19 protein-coding genes are annotated in these 18,043 nt (G+C 68.0%); 15 read left to right on the forward strand and 4 right to left on the reverse strand.

Going from position 1 to position 18,043, the window contains the following annotated elements; translation table 11 throughout:
• Window positions 1-64: 64 nt before the first annotated feature.
• A complete protein-coding gene (locus ACM6LR_RS15170) occupies window positions 65-625 on the reverse strand; it encodes a cysteine hydrolase family protein (protein ID WP_414939312.1) in 561 nt (186 codons plus the stop codon).
• A 71-nt stretch (window positions 626-696) separates the two neighbouring features.
• Between ACM6LR_RS15170 and ACM6LR_RS15175 the strand changes: the two genes are divergently transcribed.
• Both ACM6LR_RS15175 and ACM6LR_RS15180 read left to right on the forward strand, forming a co-directional pair.
• Complete coding sequence (locus ACM6LR_RS15175; RefSeq protein ID WP_414939311.1) at window positions 697-1,683, forward strand: GlxA family transcriptional regulator; 987 nt, start codon at window positions 697-699, stop codon at window positions 1,681-1,683.
• On the forward strand, window positions 1,656-2,429 hold the full coding sequence (locus ACM6LR_RS15180) for an enoyl-CoA hydratase-related protein (RefSeq protein ID WP_414939310.1): 774 nt from the start codon (window positions 1,656-1,658) through the stop codon (window positions 2,427-2,429). Before ACM6LR_RS15175 ends, ACM6LR_RS15180 begins: the two co-directional genes overlap by 28 nt.
• Window positions 2,430-2,525: 96 nt before the next feature.
• On the opposite strand, the gene ACM6LR_RS15185 is transcribed toward ACM6LR_RS15180, so the two are convergent.
• Entirely contained in the window at window positions 2,526-3,065 is a 540-nt protein-coding gene (locus ACM6LR_RS15185) for an NUDIX domain-containing protein (RefSeq protein WP_414943980.1), read from the reverse strand.
• Window positions 3,066-3,102: 37 nt separating this feature from the next.
• On the opposite strand from ACM6LR_RS15185, the gene nucS reads away from it, so the two are divergent.
• From nucS to ACM6LR_RS15240, 11 genes are all read left to right on the forward strand, one after another.
• On the forward strand, window positions 3,103-3,762 hold the full coding sequence (gene nucS / locus ACM6LR_RS15190) for an endonuclease NucS (RefSeq protein ID WP_414939308.1): 660 nt from the start codon (window positions 3,103-3,105) through the stop codon (window positions 3,760-3,762).
• A gap of 327 nt (window positions 3,763-4,089) precedes the next feature.
• Entirely contained in the window at window positions 4,090-5,052 is a 963-nt protein-coding gene (locus tag ACM6LR_RS15195) for a patatin-like phospholipase family protein (protein WP_414943981.1), read from the forward strand.
• Between the two features lie 44 nt (window positions 5,053-5,096).
• The gene (locus tag ACM6LR_RS15200; protein WP_414939306.1) at window positions 5,097-5,873 is read left to right on the forward strand and encodes a hypothetical protein; all 777 of its coding nucleotides are present in this window, start codon (window positions 5,097-5,099) and stop codon (window positions 5,871-5,873) included.
• A gap of 399 nt (window positions 5,874-6,272) precedes the next feature.
• Window positions 6,273-7,970 carry a sodium:solute symporter family protein gene (locus ACM6LR_RS15205; RefSeq protein WP_414939552.1) on the forward strand — a complete coding sequence of 566 codons (1,698 nt, stop codon included), beginning with the start codon at window positions 6,273-6,275 and terminating at the stop codon, window positions 7,968-7,970.
• A 10-nt stretch (window positions 7,971-7,980) separates the two neighbouring features.
• Entirely contained in the window at window positions 7,981-8,247 is a 267-nt protein-coding gene (locus ACM6LR_RS15210) for a hypothetical protein (protein ID WP_414939305.1), read from the forward strand.
• Window positions 8,248-8,294: 47 nt separating this feature from the next.
• Window positions 8,295-9,296, forward strand: a complete 1,002-nt coding sequence (locus tag ACM6LR_RS15215) for a DUF3558 domain-containing protein (RefSeq protein ID WP_414939304.1) — start codon at window positions 8,295-8,297, stop codon at window positions 9,294-9,296.
• A gap of 68 nt (window positions 9,297-9,364) precedes the next feature.
• Window positions 9,365-10,366: a dihydroxyacetone kinase subunit DhaK gene (dhaK, locus tag ACM6LR_RS15220; RefSeq protein ID WP_414939303.1), complete on the forward strand. Its 1,002-nt coding sequence runs from the start codon at window positions 9,365-9,367 to the stop codon at window positions 10,364-10,366.
• Entirely contained in the window at window positions 10,366-10,989 is a 624-nt protein-coding gene (dhaL, locus tag ACM6LR_RS15225) for a dihydroxyacetone kinase subunit DhaL (protein ID WP_414939302.1), read from the forward strand. The genes dhaK and dhaL overlap by 1 nt, the downstream gene beginning before the upstream one ends.
• The gene (gene dhaM, locus ACM6LR_RS15230; protein ID WP_414939301.1) at window positions 10,986-11,663 is read left to right on the forward strand and encodes a dihydroxyacetone kinase phosphoryl donor subunit DhaM; all 678 of its coding nucleotides are present in this window, start codon (window positions 10,986-10,988) and stop codon (window positions 11,661-11,663) included. Before dhaL ends, dhaM begins: the two co-directional genes overlap by 4 nt.
• 187 nt (window positions 11,664-11,850) lie before the next feature.
• Window positions 11,851-13,626, forward strand: coding sequence for a 3-hydroxyacyl-CoA dehydrogenase family protein (locus ACM6LR_RS15235; RefSeq protein WP_414939300.1), 1,776 nt, complete (start codon window positions 11,851-11,853; stop codon window positions 13,624-13,626).
• A 290-nt stretch (window positions 13,627-13,916) separates the two neighbouring features.
• A complete protein-coding gene (locus ACM6LR_RS15240) occupies window positions 13,917-14,750 on the forward strand; it encodes a hypothetical protein (protein WP_414939299.1) in 834 nt (277 codons plus the stop codon).
• 197 nt (window positions 14,751-14,947) lie between these two features.
• Here ACM6LR_RS15240 and ACM6LR_RS15245 read toward each other — a convergent pair whose 3' ends face one another.
• Window positions 14,948-15,421: an Lrp/AsnC family transcriptional regulator gene (locus ACM6LR_RS15245; RefSeq protein WP_414939298.1), complete on the reverse strand. Its 474-nt coding sequence runs from the start codon at window positions 15,419-15,421 to the stop codon at window positions 14,948-14,950.
• Between the two features lie 58 nt (window positions 15,422-15,479).
• Here ACM6LR_RS15245 and ACM6LR_RS15250 point away from each other — a divergent pair, with 58 nt between their 5' ends.
• Both ACM6LR_RS15250 and ACM6LR_RS15255 read left to right on the forward strand, forming a co-directional pair.
• Window positions 15,480-16,598 (forward strand): trans-sulfuration enzyme family protein, encoded by a 1,119-nt coding sequence (locus ACM6LR_RS15250; protein ID WP_414939297.1) that lies wholly within the window; start codon window positions 15,480-15,482, stop codon window positions 16,596-16,598.
• Window positions 16,599-16,659: 61 nt separating this feature from the next.
• Window positions 16,660-17,043: a DUF6401 family natural product biosynthesis protein gene (locus ACM6LR_RS15255; RefSeq protein ID WP_414939296.1), complete on the forward strand. Its 384-nt coding sequence runs from the start codon at window positions 16,660-16,662 to the stop codon at window positions 17,041-17,043.
• Between the two features lie 34 nt (window positions 17,044-17,077).
• Here ACM6LR_RS15255 and ACM6LR_RS15260 read toward each other — a convergent pair whose 3' ends face one another.
• Window positions 17,078-18,004, reverse strand: a complete 927-nt coding sequence (locus tag ACM6LR_RS15260) for a mechanosensitive ion channel family protein (RefSeq protein WP_414943982.1) — start codon at window positions 18,002-18,004, stop codon at window positions 17,078-17,080.
• Between the last annotated feature and the right edge of the window lie 39 nt (window positions 18,005-18,043).

Raw genomic sequence — 18,043 nt, forward strand, 5'->3', positions numbered from 1 at the left:
ACTTTTCCCGCATGTCATGCGGGGAAAGCGCCCTTCGCCGCGTGGGACGAGGGGAAAGTCCCCTTCAGCTCCCGAGGATCTCCTTGGTCGAGGTGACCGTGGCGAACCCGCCGCCGTGCAGGTTCGTCGCGGTCGCCCTGGACAGCTCGTCGGCGGTGAGGACGCTCCCGTCCGGCCCGGCGAGGTCGAAGGTGAACGTGGCGTCGAGCGCGAAAGTGACGTCGTAGCCCAGGTTCCCGCCGACACGCGCGGTGGTCTCGCAGCAGAAGTTCGTCTGGATGCCGGCGAGCACGAACGACGTGATGCCGCGCGTCTTCAGCCAGCCGTCGAGGTCGATGTCGCCGTGGAAGGCCGAGTTGACCTTCTTGCCGAACACCAGATCCGCGCGCACGCCGTCGAGTTCGGGCTTGAAGTGGTTGCCCTCCTGGCCCGGCTGCAGCGACGAGCCGGGTTTGACCGAGTCGTGGTGCACCAGCACGATCGGCAGCCCGCGCTCCTGGTAGGCGTCGACGAGCGCTTTGATGTTGGCTTCCGCGCCGGGATTGTTGCGCGGTCCCCAGACCGGCTTGTCGAAGCCGCGCTGGACGTCGATCACGAGTAGGGCCTTGGTGTTCTCAGTGGTCATGGCTTCGATTTTCCTGCGTTCCGCGGCCGGACGGGAGTGGCAGAAGAAGCGCGATGCGGTACTTTTCTGCCATGCGCATCGTGGGCGTTCTCCTTCTGCCGGGTAGCCGGGCGTTCGACCTGGGCGTGATCGGCGAGGTCTGGGGCGTGGACCGGACCGACAGCGGCATCGGCCCGTTCGAGGTCCGCCTGTGCTCGCCGGGCCGGACGCCGGTCGCCAGTCATCCGTTCGGGTCGCTCGGGGCGACTCACGGGCTCGGCGGCCTCGAAGGCTGCGATCTCGTCCTCGTGCCCGGCAGGGTCGATCCGCATGCCGAGGTGCCCGCGGCCGCCGTCGCCGCGCTGCGCAAGGCGCACCGGGCCGGGGTCACCGTGGCGTCGCTGTGTTCCGGGGCCTTCACCCTGGCCGCGGCCGGGCTGCTCGACGGCCGTTCGGTCACCACGCATTGGCGGCTGCTGGATGATCTCGAAACCGCCGCTCGCGACGCCGTCGTCCAGCGGGACGTCCTGTTCACCGACGAGGGTGACGTGCTGACGTCCGCCGGGGTGGTCGGCGGCCTCGACCTGTGCCTGCACCTGGTGCGGCGCGATCATGGCGCGGAGGTCGCGGCCGCGCTCGCCCGCCGTCTCGTGATGCCGCCCGCGCGGGAAGGTGGACAACGTCAGTACGTCGACAACCCGTTGCCGCCCAAGCCGTCACGGCCGAGTGTTTCGTCCACAATGGACTGGGCGCTGGCGCGGATCGCCGACGACATCGGCGTCGACGACCTCGTCGGCCACGCCGGGCTGAGCGAGCGGACCTTCCACCGCGAATTCGCGGCGGCCACCGGGGTGACGCCGGGGCGGTGGCTGCGCGCGCAGCGGGTCCGGCTCGCGCGGCGACTGCTGGAGACGACCGAGCTGCCGGTCGAGCGGGTCGCGCAGCGCTCCGGACTCGGCACCGCAGCCAACCTGCGGCGACGGCTGCGGGCCGACGTCGGCGTCGGGCCCGATTCGTATCGCCGGACGTTCCGGTCGGTTACCGTCGAAGCATGGCCGAGTACGAGCACATCCTCGTGAAACGTGACGGCGACACCGTCACCATCACCATGAACCGCGCTGCGCGGCGGAACTCGCTGTCGGCGGACCACCTCGCCGAACTGCTCGCGGCGTTCCGCGCGGCAGGGGAGACCGACGCCACCGGGATCGTCCTGGCCGGCGCCGGACCGGTGTTCTCGGCGGGACACGACTTCGGCGACGTCTCCGCACGCGACCTGACGGGCGTGCGTGAGCTGCTGCGGGTGTGCACGGACCTGATGGGCACGATGCAGTCAGTGCCGCAGGTCGTCGTCGCGCGGGTGCACGGGCTCGCGACCGCGGCGGGCTGTCAGCTGGTGGCCACCTGCGACCTCGCCGTCGCCGCCGAATCCGCCGGATTCGCCCTGCCCGGCGGCAAGGGCGGCTGGTTCTGTCACACCCCCGCGGTGCCGGTGGCCCGGTCGATCGGGCGGAAACGGCTGATGGAACTGGCGCTCACCGGCGACGTCGTCGACGCGGCGACCGCGCTGGACTGGGGCCTGGTGAACCGCGTGGTCCCGGACGACTCGCTGGACGACGCCGTCGCCTCGCTCCTGGCGCGCGCGACGCGGGGGAGCCGGGCGAGCAAGGCGTTGGGGAAGCAGACCCTCTACGCGCAGCTGGACCGGCCCGAGGCCGACGCCTACGCGCTGGCGCTGGAGGTCATGGCCTCGGCGTCGCAGCTGCCCGGGGCGCGCGAGGGAATGGCGGCCTTCCTGGAGAAGCGTTCCCCGGTCTGGCCCGACTGAGGGCCGAAGTGCAGTGAAGGCCGTCCGCAAGTCCGTGAAGACCCCTTCACGGACGCTCAGCCGCAGAAACCCGATCCCCAGGGGCGGTGAGAGAGTTCAGTGGCGTTCGCGCAGCAGCAGGAGCGTGTAAGCGGCCAACGTCTGCGCGTCGGTGATGTCACCCGAAGCGATCATCTTCTCGAACTCGCCCCGCTCGAACCACGCCGTCCGCATGTCCTGCTCTTCGATCTCACGCTGAGCTTCACCCTGCGTGAGATCCGTGGCGAGGAACACGCGCCCGCGCTGGCTCGACATGCCGGCGGCGATGTCGGTGGGGCCGAGGTCGGTCATCGACCCCGCGACCAGCCCGGTCTCCTCGCGTAGTTCGCGGGCGGCGAGCTCGGGCGGCGGGACGTTGGCGCGGTCGGGGGCGGTACCCATCGGGAACTCCCAGCGCCGGAGGCCGAGCGGATAGCGGAACTGCTCGACCAGGTGAAACCTGGCCCCGTCGAAGGGGATCACCACGGCGCAGGTGGGCTTGTCGACGACGGCGTAGATCCCTTCGGAACCATCGGGCCGCCGCACGGTGTCCTCGCGCACGGTCATCCAGTTGTTCCGGTACACCTCGCGCGAGCTGACACGCTGAATGGGGTCCATGCGACCAGTATCGCGATGCTTGTCCTACCCTCGCGGGGTGCGCTTAGTGATCGCTCGCTGCCAGGTCGACTACGCCGGCCGTCTGACCGCCCATCTGCCGATGGCCACCCGCCTGTTGCTGGTGAAGGCCGACGGCTCGGTGTCCGTGCACTCGGACGACCGCGCCTACAAGCCGCTGAACTGGATGAGCCCGCCGTGCTGGCTGATCGAGGACGGCAAGCTGTGGATCGTCGAGAACAAGCAGGGGGAGAAGCTCGTCATCACGATCGACGAGATCTTCCACGACCACGCTCAGGAACTCGGCGCGGAACCGGGCCTGCAGAAGGACGGCGTCGAGGCGCACCTGCAGGAACTGCTCGCCGAGCACATCAAGACCCTCGGTGAGGGCTACACCCTGGTGCGGCGGGAGTTCCCGACCGCGATCGGGCCGGTCGACATCATGGCGCGTGACTCCTCGGGTGGCAGTGTCGCCGTCGAGATCAAACGGCGCGGTGAGATCGACGGCGTCGAGCAGTTGACGCGGTACCTCGAACTGCTCAACCGCGACCCGCTGCTGGCGCCGGTGCAGGGTGTCTTCGCGGCGCAGATCATCAAGCCCCAGGCGCGAGTGCTGGCCGAGGACCGGGGGATCCGGTGCCTCACGCTGGACTACGACGCGCTGCGCGGTATCGAGTCGGACGAATTCCGCCTCTTCTGACCCTCCCCCTTCCCACGCGATTCGTCCTCTAGTTGCGGTAGTTGCGCGTGCAACCACCGCAACTAGAGGACTACTTGCGGTGGGGGCGCACTGAACAGCCGATATCCAATCGAGTCCCGCGCTTTGTATCTGCATTCTTTCCCGCGCCACAGAATGCCCTAAGGGGCGGCGGGAAATTAACGAACTCGGCTCCTCCTGCAAAAGAACCAGCTATTTATGGGTCATTCGAGTGAACGCCGGATTCCTCGGTCTCGCGCTGTGTCACACTCGATTTCCGCGAGGGGTACCACCGACATCCGGTGGTCGTGGGTGCAGGGGTGATGGGTCATGACTGATTCCGAAAAGCGTGTCGATCTGGTGCTTGAAGGCGGCGGCGTCAAAGGTATCGGGTTGCTCGGCGCGGTGCTGGAGTTGCACGAAGCCGGGTACTCGTTCCCGCGGATCGCCGGGACGAGCGCGGGGGCGATCGTCGCGACGCTGGTCGCCGCTTATCAAAAGGCCGGGAAGGATCTCGGTGGCCTGGAAGCGGTGATGAACGACTTGGACTGCCGCCGGTTCCAGGATCAGTCCCCGCTCGACAAGGTCACCGGCGTGATCGGCGACGGCGTCGACTTGATCCTGCACGACGGGATGCACTCCGGTGACTATCTCGCCGAATGGCTCTCGCCGTTGCTGGACGAGGTCGGTGTGCGTACTTTCGCCGATCTCGCCATCAACGATCCCGAAGGTACTTTGCTTCCTTGTCAACAGTATTCCCTGGTCGTTCACGTCAGCGACCTGACCCGTCGTGCGCTCGTCCGCTTGCCCTGGGATTATTCCCAGTACGGCCGCGATCCCGGCGCGGAAAAGATCGTCGACGCCGTCCGCGCGTCGATGTCCATTCCGCTCTACTTCCGGCCGGTGCAGTTCGGTGTCCGCCCGGCGGGCACCGTCACCTGGGTCGACGGCGGTCTGCTGTCGAATTTCCCGATCACCGTGTTCGACCGGACCGATGCGAAACCCGCGCGCTGGCCGACCTGGGGCGTGAAGCTTTCCGGGGAACCCGTGGGCGGCAGGGACGAACCGGTGAAGAGCGCGTTGCGGATCGCCATCGGTTCACTCGAAACCCTGATGTCGGACTGGAATCGTTACCGGTTGCACGAGGAAGGTGTGAACCGGCGGACGGTGTACGTCGACACGACCGGGGTCTCCGCCGTCGACTTCGGGCTCGGTGAAGAGGAGAAGAAGCACCTCTTCGAAAACGGGCGGGAGGCCGCGCGGCGGTTTCTGGAAAAGATTGTGCCGCAGTGAACTCGCCGGCGGTATTCCGGTGGGATGAGGGATAGGAGGATCCCATGCGTTATCGCCCGATCGGCAGTGAACCCGCGGACGGCCGCCTCGGCCGGTTCGTCCCGGACGACTGGCGCCACGTCGAGCGCTATCCGCTGACCGCGCTGGCCACCGAGGACCGGCCCACGAGGTCGCCGGTCGTCATCGGTGTCAACTGGTACAAGGAGTTCGACGTCCCGGAAAAGGACGAGAAGTCCGGTGAGTTCTTCGTCGCGAAGGGCGGCGCCAAAACGCTCACCCGTATCCGCGGTGGGCACTGCGTCTGCCTCGAACCCGGCGAACCGACCGACGGCGACACCCAGTACGCCTTTTACGACCAAGGCAAGGAAGGCGCCTGCGTCGGGTTCGGCTGGTCGCGCTGCATGACGTTGTTCAACGGCGATCTCTACGGCGCGCGGTGGCTGTGGGACCAGTCGAAGTTGCGTGACGAATGGGGCGAGACCAATCCCGGTGACAACAACGGCACGTCCGTCCGCGCGGCGGCCGAGGTGTTGCTCGAACTGGGACACGTCCTGTGGTCGGAAGGCTATGCCGACGACGACCACGTCAAGCGGGCCGCCTACACGCCGGACGTCAAGAACGGCATCCAGGCCTACCGTTGGGCGAAGACCGTCGAAGAGGTGCACGAGGTACTCGGCAACCCGCGTGCCGACGAACTCGGCGCGGTGCCGTTCCTCAACTCGTGGGGTTCCGGCTACCCGCACCGCACGTTCATGCCGGATGACGTCCTCGCCCGGTTGATCAAGGAGGACGGCGAAGTCGGCCTGCCCACGGACCGGTAAACCCCCGCCGGTAGCGGGAAAGGGTCGTTCCTGACCGGAGCGGCCCTTTTCTGGTGGCACTCCCGGTCGGAGGCGATCCCGGTCCGAACCGGCGGCGCATTCCTGCCCGGTCCGCGGAGCGTCACCGCCAACGGCTCCGGTGTCCACGTGGTCCGGAGTCACCGTGAACAGGAAGCTGAACGCGCCGCCGATGGCCGCGTCGGCCAAGCGCGGAACGGGAATCGACCACGGCGGTTCTGCCGATCACCGGACAGGAATTGTCAAGAACAGCCCCAAAACAGACACTACAGGGCGGTCGCCCGCCGCCCATGCTGCCGTTCCTGAATCCATGCAGTATGGTCCGCGATTGACGCGTTACCGGCGTTTCTCGTGGACATTTTCACTATGGAGGTGGGTCGGTTGCACGTGCTGGCCGATGCGAACCTGCGGCTCGACGCGAGTCCTGTCGACTACGTCCTGCTCGCCTTCTATTTCGCGCTGGTGCTCGGCATCGGGTACATGGCGCGAAGGTCGGTTTCGAGCAGCCTGGACTTCTTCCTCTCCGGCCGTTCGCTGCCCGCCTGGGTCACCGGCCTCGCCTTCATCTCGGCGAACCTCGGCGCGGTCGAGATCATGGGCATGTCGGCCAACGGCGTGCTCTACGGCCTGCCGACCTTCCACTACTTCTGGATCGGCGCGATCCCGGCGATGCTGTTCCTCGGCATCGTGATGATGCCGTTCTACTACGGCTCGAAGGTCCGCAGTGTCCCGGAGTTCATGCTCCGCCGGTTCGGCAAACCCGCCCACCTCGTCAACGGCATCAGCTTCGCGAGTGCGCAGATCCTCATCGCCGGCGCGAACCTGTTCCTGCTCGCCAGTGTCGTGAACCTCCTGCTCGGCTGGCCGCTGTGGGTGTCGATCATCGTCGCGGCCGCGGTCGTGCTCTCCTACACCGCGCTCGGCGGCCTCTCCGCCGCGATCTACAACGAGGTCCTGCAGTTCTTCGTGATCGTCGCGGCGCTGCTGCCGCTGACCATCGTCGGCCTGGTGAAGGTCGGCGGCTGGCAGGGCCTCGTCGACAAGGTCACCGCCAGCCCCGGTGGCGACGCGCAGCTGTCCTCCTGGCCGGGTGACAACCTCACCGGCTTCGGTAACAGCTTCCTCTCGATCCTCGGTCTCGTCTTCGGTCTCGGTTTCGTGCTGTCCTTCGGGTACTGGACCACGAACTTCGTCGAGGTCCAGCGTGCCATGGCGTCGAAGAGCATGTCCGCCGCGCGGCGGACACCGATCATCGGCGCGTTCCCGAAGATGTTCATCCCGTTCATCGTGATCATTCCCGGCATGATCGCGGCGGTCACCGTGTCCGAGTACGTCCAGGACAAGCAGATCCTGCTCGAAGGCGGCGAAGCGCCCAGCGGGGTCACCGCGAACAACGCGATCCTGCTGCTGATGCGCGACCTGCTGCCCAACGGCATGCTCGGCGTCGCGATCGCCGGTCTCCTCGCGTCCTTCATGGCCGGTATGGCGGCGAACCTGAGTTCGTTCAACACCGTCTTCACCTACGACATCTGGCAGTCGTACGTGAAGAAGAACGAGTCCGACGGCTACTACCTCCGTCTCGGCCGCCTGGTCACCGCGGCGGGCACGGTGCTGGCGATCGGCACCGCGTTCATCGCGTCGAACTCCGGGAACATCCTGACCTATCTGCAGGACCTGTTCTCCTTCTTCAACGCGCCGCTGTTCGCCACCTTCATCCTCGGCATGTTCTGGAAGCGGATGACGGCGACGGCGGGCTGGGTCGGACTGGTCTCCGGTACCGCGTCCGCGATCACCGTGTGGCTCCTGTCGCAGGCCGGGATTCTCGGCCTCACCGGGCAGGGCGTCAGCTTCGTGGCCGCCGGTACGGCGTTCGCCGTCGACATCGTGGTCAGCGTCGCGGTTTCGCTCGCCACCGCGCCGAAGCCGGAAGCCCAGTTGGTCGGACTCGTCTACTCCCTCACCCCGAAGGAGTCGCTGAAGCACGACGAAACCGGCGACGACGCGGGCTGGTACCGCAAGCCGGGCCTGCTCGCTGGCATCGTGCTGATCCTGACCATCGTGCTCAACATCATCTTCTAGGAGGCCGGAGATGGCTGCGTCCCAAGCTCCCAAGAAGGCCGGCGTTTTCGACATCCGGCTGATCATCGCCCTGCTCATCGGCGTCTACGGGCTGGTGCTCACGATCATGGGCATCGGCTTCACCACCGAGGCGGAGCTGGCCAAGGCCGCCGGCGTCCGGATCAACCTGTGGGCGGGCGTCGGCATGCTGGTGTTCGCGGCGTTGTTCCTGGTGTGGGCGAAGCTGCGGCCCATCGTGGTGCCGCCCACGTCCGAAACCGGCGAGGACGGCGAATAGCCGGGTTGTCCGGACAGCGGCGCGGCGCTGCGGCTACCGTGCACTTCGTGCTGCTCAACGCTCGACGTCGCCGGATCGCGTCCGCGCTGGCCCTGGTGGCCGCGCTCGGCGTGCTTTCCGCCTGCGGTCAGAACCTCGGCAAGTCCAACTTCGCCCGTACCACCGTCGCCGCCGAAGCGGGCAGCGGTGGAGAGGTGCCGAGCGGGAACATCAACGACCCGGCCGTCACCCCCGCGGTGTTGCGCACGATCGACCCGTGTCCGCTGGTGAACAAGGACGCGCTGAGCGCTCTCGGCACCCCCGAGGACCCGGTGCCGGGGTCGACCTCGTTCGGCGCCTGCCGGGCGAAGGTTCTCGACGCCGGCGGCAAGAAACTTTCCGTCAGCGTCGACATCGGCGCGTCGACCTACTTGTCCAACACCGGTGGTGCCGTCGTCACGGCGGTGGAGGGCCTGCCGCAGGTGGAGCGGAAGGCCAAGGACGGCAAGAGCTGCGAGGTCGGCGTCCTGACGCTGCGCCAGCCTGAGCGCGGGGTGAGCTTCTCGGTCACCTACGACGGCGGTGACCCCTGCGCGGCGGCCCGTGCGGTGGCGGCGAAGGGCGTGAAGAGCCTGCACTCGTCCCCGGCGAAGTTCCCTTCCAGCGCGGGTACGCTCACCGCTGTCGACCCGTGCACCGCCGCCGACGCCGCCGTCCTCGGCGAGGTGGTGCCGCACGGCGCGACCTCGCTGTCGAGTTTCCACTCGTGTGACTGGACGCCGGGTTCCAACCCGCGGATCTCCATCGGCTTCCGCCCCGGCCTGCCGCCGGCGGAACGCGACGGGACCAAGAAGGTCGAGATCGGCGGCGTCACCGCCTACCAGAAGGTCGGCAGTGGCAGCGACGCCGAGTGCAAGATCGAGTGGCAGCACAAACCGTGGATCGACGAAGACGTCGAGATCGTCAGCGTGATCTACAAGAACTACGACGAGAAGTCCGGCGATACCGCGTCCTGCGAGAAGGCGGCCAAGATCGCCAAATCGGTGATCTCGAAGCTCCCGAAGCCCTGACGCTGGCGGCATCCGGCCGGGCGAGGTAGGAAGGGGACATCCCACCCGCCGACGTGTCGGAGACCGCCATGAAGAAGATCATCAACGACCCGAAGACGGTGGTCGCGGAATCCCTGCACGGGCTCGCCGTCGCGCACGCGGACGTCCTGCGCGTGGAAGACGACCCGGCGGTCGTGGTGCGCGTGGACGCGCCCGTGGCTGGCAAGGTCGCTGTGATCTCCGGCGGCGGCTCCGGCCACGAACCACTGCACGGCGGCTTCGTCGGGCAGGGCATGCTGGCGGCCGCCGTCCCGGGCGCGGTGTTCACCTCGCCGACGCCGGACGCCGTCGAGGCCGCGGTCAAGGCCACCACCGGCGACGCGGGTGCGCTGCTGATCGTGAAGAACTACACCGGCGACGTGCTCAACTTCGAAACCGCCGCGGAACTCGCCGCCGCCGAGGGGCTGGACGTGCGCAGCGTCGTCATCGACGACGACGTCGCGGTCAAGGACTCCACCTACACCGCCGGTCGTCGCGGGGTCGGCGGCACGGTGTTGCTGGAGAAGATCACCGGCGCCGCCGCCGAACGCGGAGACACCCTCGACGCGGTGGAGACCTTGGCGCGCAAGGTGATCGGCCAGGTCCGCTCGATCGGCGTCGCGCTCAGCGCGCCGACCGTGCCGCACGCGGGCGAGCCGAGTTTCGACCTCGCCGACGACGAGATCGAGTTCGGCATCGGGATCCACGGCGAACCCGGAATCGAAAGGACACCGGCCTTGTCCGCCGACGACCTCGTCGCGCGGATGGTCGAAGCGGTGGTCACGGACCTGCCCTTCGCCGACGGCGACAAGGTCCTGCTGTTCACGAACTCGATGGGCGGTACCCCGCTGGTCGAGCTGTACCTGGCACACGGCATCGCCGAGCGGCTGCTGGCCGAGCGTGGGATCGTGGTCGAGCGGCGCCTCGTGGGGCCGTACATCACCAGCCTCGAGATGCAGGGGATGAGCCTGACGTTGCTGAAACTGGACGACGAGCTGACCGAGTTGTGGGACGCGCCGGTGAACACCCCGGCCCTGAGGTGGGGAGTCTGATGGCCTGCACCGCCGAGACGCTCGCCGCCGCCTTGCGGGCGGCGGCCGCGGTGATCGCCGAACATCGCGCCGAGCTGATCGACCTCGACCGCGCGATCGGCGACGCCGACCACGGCGAGAACATGGACAGGGGGTTCGCCGCCATCGTGTCCGCTTTGGACACCTCGACGCCGGAAACCCCCGCCGCGGTGGCGAAACTCGCCGCCACGACGTTGATCTCGAAGGTCGGCGGTGCGGCTGGCCCGTTGTACGGCACGGCTTTCCTGCGCGCGTCGGTCAAGCTGGGCGACGCGGCGGAGGTGGACGGCCCGTTGCTCGTCGAAGCCCTGCGCGCGGCACTCGAAGGAGTGCAGGCGCGCGGCAAGGCCGTCGGCGGAGACTCGACCATGGTCGACGCGCTGATCCCCGCGGTCTCCGCCGCCGAAGAGGCGGCCGGTTCGGACATCGCGGAGATCCTGTCCGCGGCGGCGGATGCTGCGGACAAGGGCGCCGCGTCCACTGTGGACCTCGTACCGCGCAAGGGCCGGGCGTCCTATCTCGGTGAGCGCGCGAAGGGGCATGTCGATCCCGGTGCCCGCTCGACGGCGCTGCTGCTGCGCGCGTTCGCGGAGGCGGCGCGGTGAGCGTCGGAATCGTGCTCGTCTCCCACAGCGCCAAACTCGCCGAAGGGCTCGCTGAACTCGCCGCGCAGATGGCGCCGGACGTCACCATCTTGGCGGCCGGAGGCCTGGCCGAAGGCGGGATCGGAACGGACTACGACGAGGTCGTCGCCGCGACCCAGCGCGCCGATTCGGGGGCGGGCGTCGTCCTGCTGTACGACCTCGGCAGCGCGCAGATGACCGCGGACCTCGCCGTCGAATCGCTCTCCGACCCGTCGGCCGCGGTCGTCGCGGACGCGCCGCTCGTCGAGGGCGCGATCGCCGCCGCCGTCGCTGCGCAGGGCGGGGCGGACCGCCAGGCCGTCGCCGGAGCCGCCGCCTCGGCCGGTGCCCCGCCGGACCTGACGTTCGACAGCGGTGCGCAAGACGGCGAGAGCAGCGTCGAACTCACGTTGCGGAACGACGTCGGGCTGCACGCGCGGCCCGCCGCCGTCCTGGTCCGGAGCGTCGCGGGGCTGGACGCGGAGGTCACCGTGCGGCTCGGCGAGGAGACCGCGGACGCCAACAGCGTGCTCGCACTGATGGCTCTCGGCGCACGTCAGGGTGACCGGATCGAGGTCCGCGCGCGAGGTACGCAGGCCGACGAAGCGCTCGCCAAGGTCAAGGACCTGGTCGAGCAGAACTTCGGCGAGAGCTGAAGGGGACTTTCCCCTCGTCTCACGCGGTGAAGGACGCTTTTCCTGCATCGCATGCGGGGAAAGTCCCCTTCAGCTCTCGTCCGCGAGTGACACTTACTCGATCCGGAGGGTGACAGCCGCTGCTTTCCGCGCCCCGGCATGGCACGATCGGAGAAAACTACCAGCGAGTAACCTCCGGAGGCCGGTTGTGGCGCGGGAAATCTCGAGTGTGGGAGTCATCGGTCTCGGCACCATGGGTGCCGGGATCGCCGAGGTGCTCGCGCGGAGCGGCGTCTCCGTGGTCGCGGTGGAGATCGACGACGACGGCGTCAGCCGGGGCCGGGGTCATCTGGAGCATTCGACCGAACGGGCGGTGTCCGGCGGCAAACTCGACGCCGACGGCCGGAGCGCTCTCCTGGATCGGATCCGGTACACCACGTCGCTGACCGAACTGTCCGATGTGGACCTGGTGATCGAGGCGATCCCGGAGAACCTCGAAGCCAAATCCGACGTGTTCGCGGCGCTGGACAAGATCACCGGCGCGGACACGATTTTCGTGTCCAACACCTCCTCGCTGTCGATCACCGAGATCGGCGTGCGCACCGCGCGGCCGGGCAAGGTCGTCGGGATGCACTTCTTCAACCCGGCGCCGATCCTCAAACTGGTCGAGATCGTCCGCACCGTCGTTACCGAGCCCGACGTCATCACCGACGTCGTCGCGTTCGCCGAACGCCTCGGCAAGACCCCGGTGGTGATCGGCGACCGCGCCGGGTTCATCGCGAACGCGTTGCTGTTCGGCTATCTCAACCACGCCGTGCGGATGTACGAGCAGCGCTACGCCACGCGTGAGGATCTCGACGCGGCGATGCGGTTCGGCTGCGGATATCCCATGGGGCCCTTGGCTTTGCTCGACCTCATCGGGCTCGACACGGCGTACGAGATCCTCGACACGATGTACCACCAGTCGCGCAACCGGCTCCACGCGCCGGCGCCGCTGCTGAAGCAGATGATCACCGCGGGACTGCTCGGCCGGAAGACCGGACAGGGGTTCTACGCCTACGACGAGCCCGATTCGCCGACGGTGACCGACGCGGTCACGGCGTCCACAGTGGACACGGTGGCGCCGCGCGAGGTGCGCAAGGTCGGTGTCGTCGGAACCGGGACCATGGCGACCGGCATCGCCGAGGTTTTCGCGAAACGGGGTTACGAGGTCATCCTCCGGGCACGCAGCACGGAAAAGGCCGCGGCGTCGGTCGCGCGGGTGAAGAAATCCCTGGACAAAGCCGTCGTCAAGGGCAAACTCTCCGAGGAGGACGCCGCGGCCGCGCTCGGCCGGATCTCACCCGCGGTGGAGTTCGAGGAACTGGCCGACGTCGACCTCGTCATCGAGGCCGTGGCCGAGGATCTCGCCGTCAAGCAGGCCGTTTTCGCCGCCCTCGACGACGTCGTGAAGCCTGGCGCGGTGCTGGCGACGACCACGTCCTCGCTGCCGGTCATCGAATGCGCGGCCGCCACCTCGCGGCCGTCGGACGTGGTCGGCGTGCACTTCTTCAACCCGGCGCCGGTGATGAAACTGGTCGAGGTCGTCTCGACCATCGCGACCGGGCCCGACGTGGTCGCGACCGTGGACGCCCTCTGCGCGGCGGTGGGCAAACACCCGGTGCACTGCGGCGACCGGGCCGGGTTCATCGTCAACGCCTTGCTGTTCCCGTACCTCAACGACGCGGTGAAGATGCTCGAAGCGCACTACGCGCAGGCCGACGACATCGACACCGCGATGAAGGTGGGCTGCGGGCTGCCCATGGGCCCGTTCGAACTGCTCGACGTCGTCGGGCTGGACGTTTCGCTGGCGATCCAGCGGACGCTGTTCAACGAGTTCCGCGAAGAGGGCTTCGCGCCCGCGCCGCTGCTGGAGCACCTCGTGACCGCCGGCCGGCTGGGCCGGAAGACAGGGAAGGGCTTCAAGGACTACTCGGCCAGGTAGGCCTCGTTGGCGCAAGTAGGCGACTACTTGCGCCAACGGTCAGTAGTCTGGACGGCGTGCCGGTTTCCTCGATCCGGACGACGAGATCCAGTACGGGTTCCCAGCCGACATCGACGGCAGCACCAATCCCAGCGTGTTCATCGCGGTGCGCGTCCAGCGGATCGGGCCGGTGGAGACGGCGACCACTCCGTGGTTCGAGTTCAGCGAGATCGACGACGAGTACGTCTCCGTCGTCAACGCGTGACGCGGTAAAGCCGGAAGATCCGCTGCCGGACCTCTAAGCTCGCCGGGTGCGCCAGCTGACATACGACGGGGTGCCGATCCCCGGCTTGAACGACCTGGTCCGGACGGCCATCCGCCTGCATCCCGCGCAAGGCGACCCCCGTCCGGACGAAAGCCATCTGGGCGGCCCGTTGCTTTGGCCGTCGGACGAGCCGTGGCCGGAATGCCCGGTGACCTGGCCGCCGGACCCGGACGCGTCCGACGACGCGTGGGCGGGCGGGCATCCGCTCGACGAACCGGTTCCGGCGATGATCAGTGCCGCGCAGTTCTTCCGCGGCGACTTCCCCGAGTTGCCCTTCCCGGAGGGCACCGACGTCCTGCAGCTCCTGTTCTGCCCGATGCAGCACAACAGCTTGCATCACCAAGGGCCCGCGGTCCGGCTGGTGTGGCGCGCTTCCGGCGAAGTCGAGGACATCGCGGACCCGCCGCCCGCGCCCGAGGACGCCGAAGCCGCCCTCCTCCCGGTGCCCTGCGTGTTCGAGCCGTGCTCGATCGACGAACTGCCCCGTCTCTGCGACTTCCCGCCGGAGACCCGCGCCGCGATCGGCATCCCCGAGGGCGCGCATGACGACCCGGAGGGCTGGCCGGAGCTGGACCAGTACTCGAAGATCGGCGGCTGGACCGCCTGGTACGAGACCGATCGTCACGAGCTGGGCTGCCGGGAATGCGGCGTCGAGCTGCGGCAGACGATCGCGTTGGCCACGGAGGAGCACGAGGTCGACTGCGGGTGCGAGGTCGCCGAAGCGGAACCGGTCGGCTGGTCGTTCGCCCGAAAGGGGGTGCTGAACGTCTTCACGTGCCCCACCGACGTCACGCATCCGTTCAAAGTCCGGATTGACTAGTGTCGCGTGATCCTGCTTGCTTGACGTTGGGTTTCGTTCGTCGGACGGCGATCTCGCGTGATCAGACGGCGGTTACGCGTGATTGGACGGCGATCTCCGAAATCGCCGCCCAATCACGCGTAAGACCTGCAGGATCACGCGACACTAGCGTCCCGGGCGTGATCAGGTACCGCATTCGCGTGCTCGGACTCGGGACACTAGGCGGGCGGTAGCAAAGGTCCCCCGCTCCAGTGCTGGAAGACGAGGTTCGTGTGCACCCGGGCGACCTCGTCGCGGGCGGTCAGTTCGTCGAGCACCAGGCGTTGCAGTTCGGTCGCCGAAGCGGTGGCGACGTGCGCGAGGAAGTCGTCCGGTCCGGTCAGGTGGTAGACGGAGCGGACCTCGGACAGGGTCAGCAGGTGCTCGACGAACGAGTCCACCAGTGCCCGCCGGTGCGGGCGGACTTGGACGAACAGGAGCGCTTCGAGCGGGCGGCCGAGTTTGGCGGCGTCCACGTCCGCGCGCTGTCCGGTGATCACTCCGAGCGCACGAAGCCGGTTGACGCGGTCGAGGCAGGTCGAGGGCGCGATGCCGACCTCGGCCGCCAGATCCTTGTTCGAGATCCGGGCGTCGTTCTGTAGCAGCCGTAGAATCCGTAGGTCTACCGTACTCAATTCGACAGTACCCGTCATCGGCGAATGATATCCGAGGATATTGCCTCCGATCCGGAGAAAACCGCACCATCTCGGTATGACCGCAACGCTGCGCACCCGAGCCGTCCACGCCGGCCGTGACGACCTCACGGACCTCGGCGTCCACGCCGCTCCGCTCGACTTGTCCACGACCTACCCGTCGCGGGACAGCGTCGAGGAGGCGAGTCGCATCGACGAGTTCGCCACCACGGGCTCGCTGTCCGGACTCCCGGTCTACGGGCGGCTGAGCAACCCGACCGTCGAACGGTTCGAGAAGGCCCTGGCCGAACTCGAAGGTTTCGAAGACGCCGTCGCCTTCGCCACCGGCATGGCCGCGGTGTCGGCCTCGCTGCTCGCCACCGTCGCACAGGGCAAGCGGCACATCGTCGCCGTCCGGCCGGTCTACGGCTGCACCGACCACATGCTCACGTCCGGTCTGCTCGGCACCGAGGTGACCTGGACCGATCCGGAAGGGCTCGCCTCGGCGCTGCGTCCCGACACCGGGCTGGTGCTGCTCGAAACGCCCGCGAACCCGACCCTGCGCGAGGTCGACATCGCCGAGATCGTTAGTGCGGCGGGCGATGTTCCCGTGCTGGTCGACAACACCTTCGCGACTCCCGTGCTCCAGCGTCCCGGACGCGACGGAGCCCGCTTCGTCCTGCACAGTGCGACCAAGTTCCTCGGCGGCCACGGCGACGTCATGGGTGGCGTGGTCGCCTGCGGCGCCGAAGACGCCGGGATGCTGCGGCAGATCCGCTTCGCCACCGGCGGCGTGCTGCACCCGCTGGCCGGGTACATGCTGCTTCGGGGCCTTTCGACGCTTCCGCTGCGCGTCAACGCCGCCTCCGCGACGGCCGCCGAACTCGTCGAGCGCCTTCGCTCGCATTCGAACGTCGGTGCGGTGCACTACCCCGGTATCGGCGGTCCGCTGATCGCGTTCGAGGTGGAAGGCAATCCGCACGCACTCATCGGCGCGGTCCGGTTGATCACCCCGGCCGTCAGCCTCGGCAGCGTGGACTCACTCATCCAGCATCCCGCCTCGATCAGCCACCGGATCGTCGCCGAGGACGACCGGCACGGCGCGGGTGTCACCGATCGGCTCATCCGCATGTCGGTGGGACTCGAAGACGTCGAGGACCTCTGGCACGACCTGGATCAGGCACTCAAGGCGTGCTGAATCAGTGCGATAGTGATCACCGGGATGTCGACAAATCGCCTGACCTGGCTAACCTGGTCGGGTGAAAGATCTGGTCTCGTCCTGGGTGGAATCTTCAGCTCGTAACACGCTTTCGCGGCTTCACGAGCAGATCGGCGTCGCCGGACTCGCCGCGGCGGCGGCCCTTCCCGGGCTGTCGGCCGTCTTCGATCAGCACTCCGCCGCGGTGCGGGACATTCTCGCGGCGGGGGTCGAGGGTTCGGCGGCGGTCGCCGGGGTGGTACTTCTCGCCGGCTATTCGCGAGGACTGCTGGACGAGGCCAGGGCCAAGGGCTGGGCGTTCCGCGCTCCGGCCGATCTGTCCGCATGGAGCACCAGCGACTGGACGACCGCGCGCCTGGTCGGCGTGTGTTCGCTGGCCGCGACGATGGACGACCACCGGGCACAGGAGACCGGGAACGGGTAGGGCGGCCTGACGCCCCACCCGTTCCCATATTGGGTCAGCGGTACTCCGGCGGAGGGGGCATTGACCCACCGGGGGGCCGCTGGCCGGGATCCTGGTGCGACTGCACCTGACCCTGGTTCGGCGGGAACTGCTGGTGCTGGCCACCGGCCATGTCCGGATCAATCACCGCGTGATGTCCGGCGGACACCGGCTGGTGAGCGGTCGTCCGTTCGGTCGGCACGTCACCGGAACGGTTCGCGTCCTCGCGACCCCGTTGGTAGGCCTCGGCCTGCGCCTTCGCGGCCGGGATCTCCGCCTCGGCCCGGCCGAGCCAGGTCTCCCAGCGCTGCTGCATCGGTTTGATGAGGCCGCCACCGACACCGACGACGGCGATCCCGCCGACCGTGGCGAGCACGGTGATCAGCACCGGCAGCGTGACCGCGGTGGCCACCCCGATCTGGTTCAGCGCGGCGATCACGCCGAGACCCCAGATGAACACCGAAGCGATGGTGGCGAGCACCTTGCCGTAGGAGACGCCGCCGAGGGCGTTGCCCACCAGATCCTTGACCGCCTTGGCGATCGCGCCCGCGATCACCACGATGACGATCGCGACGATGGCGCGCGGCAGCCAGGCGACGATGTCGTTGAGCAGCGAGCTCACCGGGTTCGGGCCGAACACGCCGAACGCGATCTGCAGGGCGATCAGCAGGATCGCGTAGTAGATGATCTTGCTGATGATGTTCGACGCGTCGAACTGGCCTCGCGCGAGCATCTGTTTGAAGCCCCCGCGTTCGATGAGCCGGTTGAACCCGACTTTCTCGAGCACCATGCTCACGGCCTTCGCGATCGCCTTGGCGATCAGCCAGCCGATGAACAGGATGACCAGGAACGCGAGCAGCTTAGGGACGAACGTGGCGACCGAACTCCAGGCGCTGGACACGCCTTGACCGAAATCGACGGCCGCCAGTGCTGATGTGGCCACTGGGTTTCTCCCTTCCCACGAACTGGAGGATCCAGACTG

Source organism: Amycolatopsis sp. cmx-11-32 (assembly GCF_047608695.1).
Lineage (GTDB): Bacteria > Actinomycetota > Actinomycetes > Mycobacteriales > Pseudonocardiaceae > Amycolatopsis.

Bases quoted from the DNA above. Each gene is read 5' to 3' on its own strand.
- ACM6LR_RS15170 (WP_414939312.1), bottom strand. From the start codon at position 625: ATGACCACTGAGAACACCAAGGCCCTACTCGTGATCGACGTCCAGCGC.
- ACM6LR_RS15175 (WP_414939311.1), top strand. From the start codon at position 697: ATGCGCATCGTGGGCGTTCTCCTTCTGCCGGGTAGCCGGGCGTTCGAC.
- ACM6LR_RS15180 (WP_414939310.1), top strand. From the start codon at position 1,656: ATGGCCGAGTACGAGCACATCCTCGTGAAACGTGACGGCGACACCGTC.
- ACM6LR_RS15185 (WP_414943980.1), bottom strand. From the start codon at position 3,065: ATGGACCCCATTCAGCGTGTCAGCTCGCGCGAGGTGTACCGGAACAAC.
- ACM6LR_RS15195 (WP_414943981.1), top strand. From the start codon at position 4,090: ATGACTGATTCCGAAAAGCGTGTCGATCTGGTGCTTGAAGGCGGCGGC.
- ACM6LR_RS15200 (WP_414939306.1), top strand. From the start codon at position 5,097: ATGCGTTATCGCCCGATCGGCAGTGAACCCGCGGACGGCCGCCTCGGC.
- ACM6LR_RS15210 (WP_414939305.1), top strand. From the start codon at position 7,981: ATGGCTGCGTCCCAAGCTCCCAAGAAGGCCGGCGTTTTCGACATCCGG.
- dhaK (WP_414939303.1), top strand. From the start codon at position 9,365: ATGAAGAAGATCATCAACGACCCGAAGACGGTGGTCGCGGAATCCCTG.
- dhaL (WP_414939302.1), top strand. From the start codon at position 10,366: ATGGCCTGCACCGCCGAGACGCTCGCCGCCGCCTTGCGGGCGGCGGCC.
- ACM6LR_RS15245 (WP_414939298.1), bottom strand. From the start codon at position 15,421: ATGACGGGTACTGTCGAATTGAGTACGGTAGACCTACGGATTCTACGG.
- ACM6LR_RS15250 (WP_414939297.1), top strand. From the start codon at position 15,480: ATGACCGCAACGCTGCGCACCCGAGCCGTCCACGCCGGCCGTGACGAC.